The 8,031-nt window shown below is 51.2% G+C and carries 11 protein-coding genes and 1 pseudogene; 6 read left to right on the forward strand and 6 right to left on the reverse strand.

Annotation, left to right across the window (positions count from 1 at the left end):
• Positions 1–42 precede the first annotated feature (42 nt).
• Entirely contained in the window at positions 43–1,143 is a 1,101-nt protein-coding gene (locus SPH27_RS22865) for a colicin-like pore-forming protein (RefSeq protein ID WP_322435910.1), read from the reverse strand.
• A gap of 552 nt (positions 1,144–1,695) precedes the next feature.
• Here SPH27_RS22865 and SPH27_RS22870 point away from each other — a divergent pair.
• The 5 genes from SPH27_RS22870 to SPH27_RS22890 all read left to right on the forward strand — a co-directional run bounded on the left by SPH27_RS22870 (position 1,696) and on the right by SPH27_RS22890 (position 4,247).
• The gene (locus tag SPH27_RS22870) at positions 1,696–2,124 is read left to right on the forward strand and encodes an Exc2 family lipoprotein (protein ID WP_322435911.1); all 429 of its coding nucleotides are present in this window, start codon (positions 1,696–1,698) and stop codon (positions 2,122–2,124) included.
• Between the two features lie 57 nt (positions 2,125–2,181).
• Positions 2,182–2,595, forward strand: a complete 414-nt coding sequence (tolA, locus tag SPH27_RS22875; RefSeq protein ID WP_322435912.1) for a cell envelope integrity protein TolA — start codon at positions 2,182–2,184, stop codon at positions 2,593–2,595.
• 271 nt (positions 2,596–2,866) lie between these two features.
• Complete coding sequence (locus SPH27_RS22880) at positions 2,867–3,145, forward strand: CopG family ribbon-helix-helix protein (protein ID WP_322435913.1); 279 nt, start codon at positions 2,867–2,869, stop codon at positions 3,143–3,145.
• The gene (locus SPH27_RS22885; RefSeq protein ID WP_322435914.1) at positions 3,133–3,444 is read left to right on the forward strand and encodes a type II toxin-antitoxin system RelE/ParE family toxin; all 312 of its coding nucleotides are present in this window, start codon (positions 3,133–3,135) and stop codon (positions 3,442–3,444) included. Before SPH27_RS22880 ends, SPH27_RS22885 begins: the two co-directional genes overlap by 13 nt.
• A 371-nt stretch (positions 3,445–3,815) precedes the next feature.
• Positions 3,816–4,247 (forward strand): hypothetical protein, encoded by a 432-nt coding sequence (locus SPH27_RS22890; protein ID WP_322435915.1) that lies wholly within the window; start codon positions 3,816–3,818, stop codon positions 4,245–4,247.
• A 103-nt stretch (positions 4,248–4,350) separates the two neighbouring features.
• Here the strand turns inward: SPH27_RS22890 and SPH27_RS22895 are convergent, their stop codons facing one another.
• The 5 genes and pseudogenes from SPH27_RS22895 to SPH27_RS22915 all read right to left on the reverse strand — a co-directional run bounded on the left by SPH27_RS22895 (position 4,351) and on the right by SPH27_RS22915 (position 7,290).
• Positions 4,351–4,566 carry an MbeD family mobilization/exclusion protein gene (locus tag SPH27_RS22895; protein ID WP_322435916.1) on the reverse strand — a complete coding sequence of 72 codons (216 nt, stop codon included), beginning with the start codon at positions 4,564–4,566 and terminating at the stop codon, positions 4,351–4,353.
• Positions 4,567–4,572: 6 nt separating this feature from the next.
• Complete coding sequence (locus SPH27_RS22900) at positions 4,573–5,064, reverse strand: MbeB family mobilization protein (protein ID WP_322435917.1); 492 nt, start codon at positions 5,062–5,064, stop codon at positions 4,573–4,575.
• A gap of 370 nt (positions 5,065–5,434) precedes the next feature.
• A pseudogene (locus SPH27_RS23150) lies at positions 5,435–5,803 on the reverse strand (hypothetical protein); the annotation flags it as partial.
• The gene (locus SPH27_RS22910) at positions 5,742–6,065 is read right to left on the reverse strand and encodes a MobC family plasmid mobilization relaxosome protein (protein ID WP_322435918.1); all 324 of its coding nucleotides are present in this window, start codon (positions 6,063–6,065) and stop codon (positions 5,742–5,744) included. The gene SPH27_RS22910 and the pseudogene SPH27_RS23150, both read right to left, overlap by 62 nt.
• Positions 6,066–7,134: 1,069 nt before the next feature.
• Complete coding sequence (locus tag SPH27_RS22915) at positions 7,135–7,290, reverse strand: colicin release lysis protein (RefSeq protein WP_322435919.1); 156 nt, start codon at positions 7,288–7,290, stop codon at positions 7,135–7,137.
• 155 nt (positions 7,291–7,445) lie between these two features.
• Here SPH27_RS22915 and cui point away from each other — a divergent pair, with 155 nt between their 5' ends.
• A complete protein-coding gene (cui, locus tag SPH27_RS22920) occupies positions 7,446–8,000 on the forward strand; it encodes a colicin immunity protein Cui (protein ID WP_322435920.1) in 555 nt (184 codons plus the stop codon).
• The last annotated feature ends 31 nt before the right edge of the window (positions 8,001–8,031 follow it).

The raw sequence follows: 8,031 nt of genomic DNA on the forward strand, positions 1-8,031 counted from the left end.
ATCTTTAAAGGGCGGAAGTACCCCCCCCCCCGCCCTTTATGATTAATGTGCTGATGGAATTAATTGATTATTGATCTCATCAACAACGCTATCATCAATAAATGAGGCCAAGTAACCAATACCTAAGATACCTGCAATCGTGATTGCGGTAACAGGAATCCCAAAGGTTGCGGCAATTACGGGCGCTGAAATAGATAAAATACCTATTGCCACACCTGCTGCCATGCCGCTGACTACCCATGACTCCACTTCCAGCATGAGAGGCCCCCAGTTCCCCGTCTGGTAACCCACAATGCTTTTTTCGCGCACCTTCTCAATTTTAATGACCGTATCAGCGACCTTGAAAGCTGAACTGAGATTGGCGAACTTATTTGCCATATCCTGCACATTAACATGCTGCCAGGCATTCACCAGCGCATCCCTGTCAGCCTGATTAATATGCATGGCAGGATTTGACGTGATTTTATTCAGCGATTTCATCGCATCATCAAAGCTGCGAAGGGTTTTGCCCTGAAAACTTTTAATATCTGCGGCAATTTCTTTCGCCACCGCTTTGTACTTATCGCCAAGATATGCGCCAATTTTTTCACCTGCGTCAGCAATAATCTCGCTGCTTTTCTGAAGAGCATCTGCGCTCTGATGCTGTGCAAGTGCCTGGTTAAGATCACTGGTTACCAGAGGTATAATATTACCAAGGTTAATTTTTGTCTGATTATTGGTCGTGGAATAAATGGTATGCCCATTTCTACCTCCCGTTTCGTGCTCTGTTGTGATTTTATCAGGCATTGCATCATGAGCCCGTTGCCATGCCTGAGTAATCTGATCGCGGGCGGCTGGCTGTTGTTCGACGGGAAGTGCATCAAAAGCTGCACGCATCACTTTGTATGCAGGCGTGGAAGTCGCTGGTAATGTATTGCGTACCAGCTGATTTTGAAGTGCCTCAGAAATTGCCGAATTAATCAGCGTTGTATTTAATGGCCCTGAGCCGGCCCAGCTGGCATGGCTACTGCCAGAACCGCCTGAGTTATTATCATGATCACCGGCATGGCCATTATATCCACCACCAGGTTCCGGACCTGTACCACGCTCCTTACTCCATGAAGTACCATCACCAACACCGCCACCATAGTTAAATCCTGGCATATCTTTTCCTCTTTTTATTTTATTGTTTTAATTTTTGTTATTGGAATTCAGGTGTGCGGTTTATTGCTGCCCGGCCATCCGCCGGTCGCTGTTATCAGTGCTCTGCCACACCCTCAATACTGTATATATAACAATGTTTTTATATACAGTAATTGCATGCTACGCCCTCTATACACCCACAGTCAACATGGTTTATTTCAGGATGAAAAATATTCATTTCACCGGGAGACAGGGAGAGACAGGCATGATTTATGCAGCAGCATAACCAGGTGCGGGGGGAAGGGATTGAACATAACGTCTCATTACGCGTACCGCCAAAACGCGCTCAGGGCGTTTCTGACGGATAACCGGTAAAAGCGGCAACAAACCACCCGAAAACCCGCCAGAAACGCACCGGATAAATCATACCCGGATGCATGGCTATTCAGCCAGCTGCATGCGGGGGGTTTTGGCGGTGAATTCAGCGTGAAAGCCGTGTTTATATCAAGGAACGCGCCGGTAAAGCGTGGCAGATATAGGCGTAATATTTTTCACTGACAGGTCCTCAACACTATGCCACCGGTACGCCAGTTAATTCGTCATTTACCGCTTGTCGTTTTTATTCCGTTCTTTCTGATGGCCTGCGCCGGGAACCAGACCAGCGTGGACAAAAATGCCCGCCATGCGGCCTTCCGGATAGAGCAGATCGCTTTTGACCCCAACACAAAACCCTTAACGGCGGACAATACCCGCCTGCTGGCACAGTTCTTCAGACAGTTTTACGAAATCGGGAAAAAGGACCGGGCCGCACACCTGACCACCGCGCAGGCGCAGCAGCGGGTAAACAGCTTCAGCGGCGAGAACGGGCCGTTTTCCCGGGAAAGACAAACCAGCAGGTTCATTACCCAGGAATATGCCGCCGACCAGCCTGAAAAACGCAGCGATATTCTCAGGAGCGGCGCCATCGATACTTACTGGGACGCCTATAACGGCCGCCCGTGACGCAGATGCCGGAAATATCGCGACGAACCCGACTCTAAAACCCGCAGGTAGGCCCTGATGCAGCCAAAACACGTTTTACCTCTGGTGCTCTTAATACCGCTGTTTCTGGTGGCCTGTACCACATCACAGACAGGTAACTGGAAATCCGACAAATCAGCCACAAGCAAGGCTGGCGACCTTCCGGGGGATCTCCAGGCTGGTCCGAACGCAGACATCGCCGGCTATGCCCAGGCGATCAAAGATGCTATTGAAAACAGAATTTATGATCCTGGAATGTATGCAGGAACGGTCTGTACCGTCCGGATTCGTATCCAGCGTGACGGCACTCTGAACAACGCCACCACAGAAGGGGGAGATCCGGCCCTCTGCCAGGCAACTCTGGCAGCCATCAAGAGTGCAAAAATCCCGCCGGCACCGGATGAAAGAACCTGGCAACTATTCAAAAACGCCACTCTGGATTTTAAACCATGAAATCCTTCGTCCTGACCGTGCTGGCGGCGCTGTACCTCACACCGGCACATGCAATTCCACAATCAGCAAACCTGAAACCCACCGCAGCACGGGAGCCGTACTACCTACGAGATATTCGAACTTGATATGGAAGCAAGACTACCGATCGAGGCGGCTGTCTGAAAGTTGGCAGTTATCGCAGCTACCCGGCCACAGCCCCTATTTCTGGCAAATATCACTGACTCCGATTAAAGTAGTCATATGTATTACACATGACTACAACGGTGATTTTATGTCAGCAGCGACATCCATCAGGCTTGATGATGAACTCAAAGACCGCCTGAAAACCCTTGCCGATGACCGCCATCGCTCCGCTCATGCTCTGATGCTGGAAGCGATCACCGAATACATCGACCGGGAAGAAAAGCGCAGCCAGTACCTGAGGGATGGACAGGCCGCATGGCAGCACTATCAGGAAACCGGTCTGCACCTGAACGCCGAAGAGGTGGAAGCGTGGATAGATTCCTGGGGAACTGAGAATGAGCAGGATGCTCCACCATGCCACAGGTAATTGTCTCCGCACTGGCGCAGCTGGATTTACAGCGCCTGCAGGATTTTCTCAAAACCAAAAACCGGCTGGCGGCCAGAAAAGCCGGTGAAGTGATAATCCGGGCTATCCAGCAGCTGAAAACGCAGCCGGACATGGGCCGCCCGGTTTATCTTCTCCCACTGGAATACCAGGAACTGGTGATCGGATTTGGCGACAGTGGTTATGTGATGCTCTATCGCCACGACCGGGAAACGGACCGGATAGTGATCCTGACAGTCCGGCACCAGAAAGAAGCTGGCTATCGCGGCCTGCAGGAATAATTCCCCCTGAGCACCGGTCTGCTCTGCCGTTCACCGCCAGAGCAGACCGGACTCGATAGCCAGAATCAGTGCCTCCAGTACCAGTCCCACCACTTTCACAGCCAGTTCCACTACCGTTAATACCTTCATCGTCTTGCTCCTGTTTTATCTGGTACCGCTATTGCATCAGCTGCTGGCTGCGGAAACCAGTGACTGCACTTGTCGCAATACAGCGACAATCACCAGGCGATTGGAACAGGAAAAAATCGGCATGAGCAGCTGATGGCATTCAGCAACTCGTCATTATCACCAGCAAATCCGGGGTACATTGGCGCTATAATGGCAGTGAGAAATTACACGCCTTTCACACCAAAAAAAATCAGGGGTATACAGTGGCAAAAACATTGCTCAACCTTTCACAGGCAGCACAGGCAGCCGGCATCACCAGGAGAACGCTGTATAACCACGTAAAACAAGGGAAGGTGACCGTGTCACGCGACGGGAAAAACAACCCGGTCGTGGATGTATCCGAACTGATCCGCGTATACGGCAATGTGAATTTACCTGAGAAAAAAATTCCCAGCATTTCACACCGTGAAAATACACAGAAAAATTTCCCACATGAGCAGCTGACAGCCATGCAGAAAGAGCTGGCTGAAATGAAACAGGCCATAACGTTGATGCTGGAAGACAAAACGCTGCGGGAAAAAGAAAATCAGCAGCATGAGGACGAGAAAAACCAGCTGCGGGAAGAAATCAGAAAGCTCAGTGAAAGCCTGGAGCAGGCGCAAAAAAAAGGGTTCTGGTCCAGGCTGTTCGGTTAAAGCGACGGACCATCCAGACCTTTTTGTCGCTGCGGGCGCTCCGGCTCAAGCGTTTTCTCGTGCTGCAGCGCCCGCTCATGGGCCTGCCGCTGCTCAATGGCGTTCATCTCACGGACAAGCGGCGCAGCTGCTCGCTCAAACTCTGCACCTGCCTGCTCAAGTCCGATACGCGCTCGCTCAGCCTCGCGTTCTCCTGTTGCGTAATGCCAAACATCCTCTGCAATTCCGAGGAGGCGGCTTCCCACGCGCTCAGCTGCTGCGCGTAATCCTGCTGCAGTTGCTCGAATGCGCTCAATAATTGCGTTTCCAGTTCGGTCATTCTCTGTCAGTCCTGTTTCAGTTGTACCCACGTCGTACCGTTGTAGGGAATGGCTTCCGGCGTTGTTCCTGCCGGCATCACCAGAAAGCGCCGTCCGTCGCTGGACGTCTGAAAGCTCACGCCCCACGTCCGCGCGTTCAGCTTCGCCAGCGCGTCTTTCTGCTCGCTGAGGGCCTGATAGTTGTCGCGAATTTTCTGGTTCTGCCACCACAGAATGCTCCCGCTCGTGCAGATCAGCAGGAACGACACGCCGGCGATAATCAGCCACGTCCGCCCGATGGTTTTCAGCATCCCTCTGGTGTTCTGGCTGATGGCGGAGGCCAGCTTCTGGTCGTGGTCGAGGATAGCGCTGTTGATTCGCTTCGCGCTTTCGCTCAATTCCTGATTTACATACGCCTCGTGCTCGCTGAATGCGGCTTTCAGCATCTCGACGGTAGATTGCCGCTGCGCTTTCGATTTCTGCTCCAGGTCTTTCGCCAAGGTTAAAAGACTGCTCATAGATAGCTCCTTTCAGTCGGATATTTCGCCCTCCGTCCGGGTTAGCAATGCTGATACTGCTTCGCGTGGTGCGTACCACCTCAAAACCTGCCGCCGTAAGCACCTCAGTCACGTCCTGCCGCGTTTTAAGCTCCCCGGATGAGGCTAACACCATTAAACCCTGCGTAATCGCTCTGACGGCTTCCTGCTGCGCCTGTGGCAGGGCTGACTGCGTGACCAGCTCGCGACGGTTTGCCGGATCGTTCGGGTCATGCAGTCCCAGCCGGCCATTCACCACCGTCTGCCACGCATCGATACGCGGGCGGTCGGCCCGGTCGTAATAAGGCTGCAGGCGTTTTCCGGTCAGCAGTTCGGTGTTCGGAATGAGAAAATTCAGCTCCACCCGCCCTTTGTCGGCGTGCTCCACCCACAGCACGCTGTACTGGTCTTTATCGAGTCCGGGCATCAGAACCCGCTCGAAACTCGCCATCAGCTTTTCGCGCTGGCCGGGAGCCAGGTCACTCTCGGCAAACGACAGCACCCCGGAAGTGTATTTCTTGGCATACGGTGAGGCATCTATCAGCTCCCGGACTTCCTCCGGCTTTCCCTGCAGCACCGTCGCCCCGTCACGCTGCCGGTCTTTACCCAGCAGATAATCCACTGGCCCACTGCCGCCGCCGCGCCCGCGCGGATGGAATTTAACGATCATCGCCGGCTCCGTTTTCCCGCACCGTATGCCGCAGCCGTTCAAGGCCGGCATCGATGGCCATCAGCGCAGCCACCACCTGAACCCGATCAGCACCTGCCCACTGACCGCCGTTAATTTTCCGGGCGATCTGGTTCAGGTTATTGCCCATGCCGGCGAGCTGACGCAGTAAAACCGGATCGATGGACGGCAGCCGTGATGACCGCGCCGGTCGGGTATCGAGGCAGGTTTGCCGCATCCACGTCGCCAGCTGTTTTCCGTCGCAGCGTTCAAGCAGCTGCTGATGCTCATCCTGCGTGACCCACATCGTCAGCATCTTGTCGCGTTTCGTACTCAGAGGGCCTCCGGTGAAAAATATTGAGGGAGCAATGTAATGCAGCTCCCGTAGAAGAACACAGCGTGTCTGTGGGCGTCTTCCGGGAGCCGGCAAGCCCGCCCGGGCGCGTCAGGCCGTTGACCTCAGCGGGTTTCGGGGCGCAGCCCTGAACCAGTCACAGTGCGCTAGCGCTGTGTATACTGGCTTACTATGTTGGCACGGATGCGAAAATCAGTGAAGTGCTTCATGTGGCAGGAGAAAAAAAGGCGGCACCGGCGCGTCAGCAGAATATGCGATACAGGAGATATTCCGCTTCCTCGCGCACTGACTCGCTGCGCTCAGTCGTTCGGCTGCGGCGAGCGGTACCGGCTTACGAACGGAGCCGATGTGTCCTAGAAGAGGTCAGGAAGATGCTTAACAGAGAAGCGATGAGGCCGCGGCGAAGCCGTTTTTCCATAGGCTCCGCCCTCCTGCCAGAGTTCACATAAACAGACGCTTTTTCGGTGCATCTGTGGGAGCCGTGAGGCTCAACCATGAATCCGACAGTACGGGCGAAACCCGACAGGACTTAAAGATACCAGGCGTTTCCCCCTGGTGGCTCCCTCGCGCGCTCTCCTGTTCCCACCGTAAGGTTTACCCGTTGCAGTCCGCCGTAAGGTGGCGTTTTCTCATTCCTTCCCGTGCAACTGGGTTCCTGACAGGTGATTCGCTCCAAGCTGGACTATATGCACGAACTCCCCGTTTAGTCCGACTACCACGCCTGTTCAGGTAACTGTTCTCTTGAGTCCAACCCTGAAAGACACGACAAATCGCCACTGGCGGTAGCCACTGGTAACAGGTTCGCAGAGCACTTAATGTTAAAAGGATGTCACTGAGTTCTTGAAGTGTGTGCCTGATAACGACTACACTGGAAGGACTGTTTTGGTAATTGTGCTCTGCGTTAGCCAGTTACCGCGGTTAGAACATCTGCCAGGATGATCTAACCTTCGAAAAACCACCTGCCAGGGTGGTTTTTTCGTTTACAGAGCAAGAGATTACGACTCATTGAAAAAGATCTCAAGAAGATCCTTTACGGATCATTGCCTCCGTACCTTTCCAAATTGACACCTATCACGGTTGACGTTGGTGCAACGGCACCACCACCAGTATCATGAATATCATTCACCTGACAGGCTGTCAGAGACAAAATAGCCAAAACCACCACAACATAAAGTACTTTTTCCATTGTTAAACCCTTTATTTTTTATTGTTTTTAGTTTAACTTAATTTTTATAAAAAACATTCTCACTAATTAAATTCATAACAATACTTGCATTATCATAAACATACTGTGTCATTACAATATTAACATGAGTGCACTTATCTAAACAGGATGCTCCAATGATCGAAAATAATAAAAGCAGAGAAAAAAATGGTTCTAATAACAAAATACTTTTCATCATTTCAATGATAGCAGCCATTCCATTATTGATAATACTCATTATCTATACAAACAACCCTGACTCCATCTTTTTACATTACATCGTTAACAGTAGCGCTAACCTCCCGGGAATAACGTCCGCAAAAAACCCGTTAATGAGTAGAGCAATGAGTGATTATTGCAAAACAGCACCTTTATTTAGCTTGATGGTTTTTTTGTTCTCCATGAAAAAACTCACCATTCCATCCATTGGAAAAACAAAAGCCATCAAGGTTTCCATTTGCTCCTCCATTCTATTCCTAGTAAGCAACTTTACTTTCCTTTGTATTAATAAAGAGCTAACCACATCAGTCAAGTTATTGAAACTGGCATCTACAAATGACTTTTCACTGTTTTTATTTTATTCAAGCTTATATATTTCATTATCAATGTTTACATTAATGGCATTAACTTCTTATTATTTGGTTTTTTATATCTTTAAAGGGCGGAAGTACCCCCCCCCCCGCCCTTTATGATTAATGTGCTGATGGAATTAATTGATTATTG

Origin of the sequence: Enterobacter sp. A103 (genome assembly GCF_034427535.1) — a bacterium.
In the GTDB taxonomy this organism is placed as follows: Bacteria; Pseudomonadota; Gammaproteobacteria; order Enterobacterales; family Enterobacteriaceae; genus Enterobacter; species Enterobacter asburiae_B.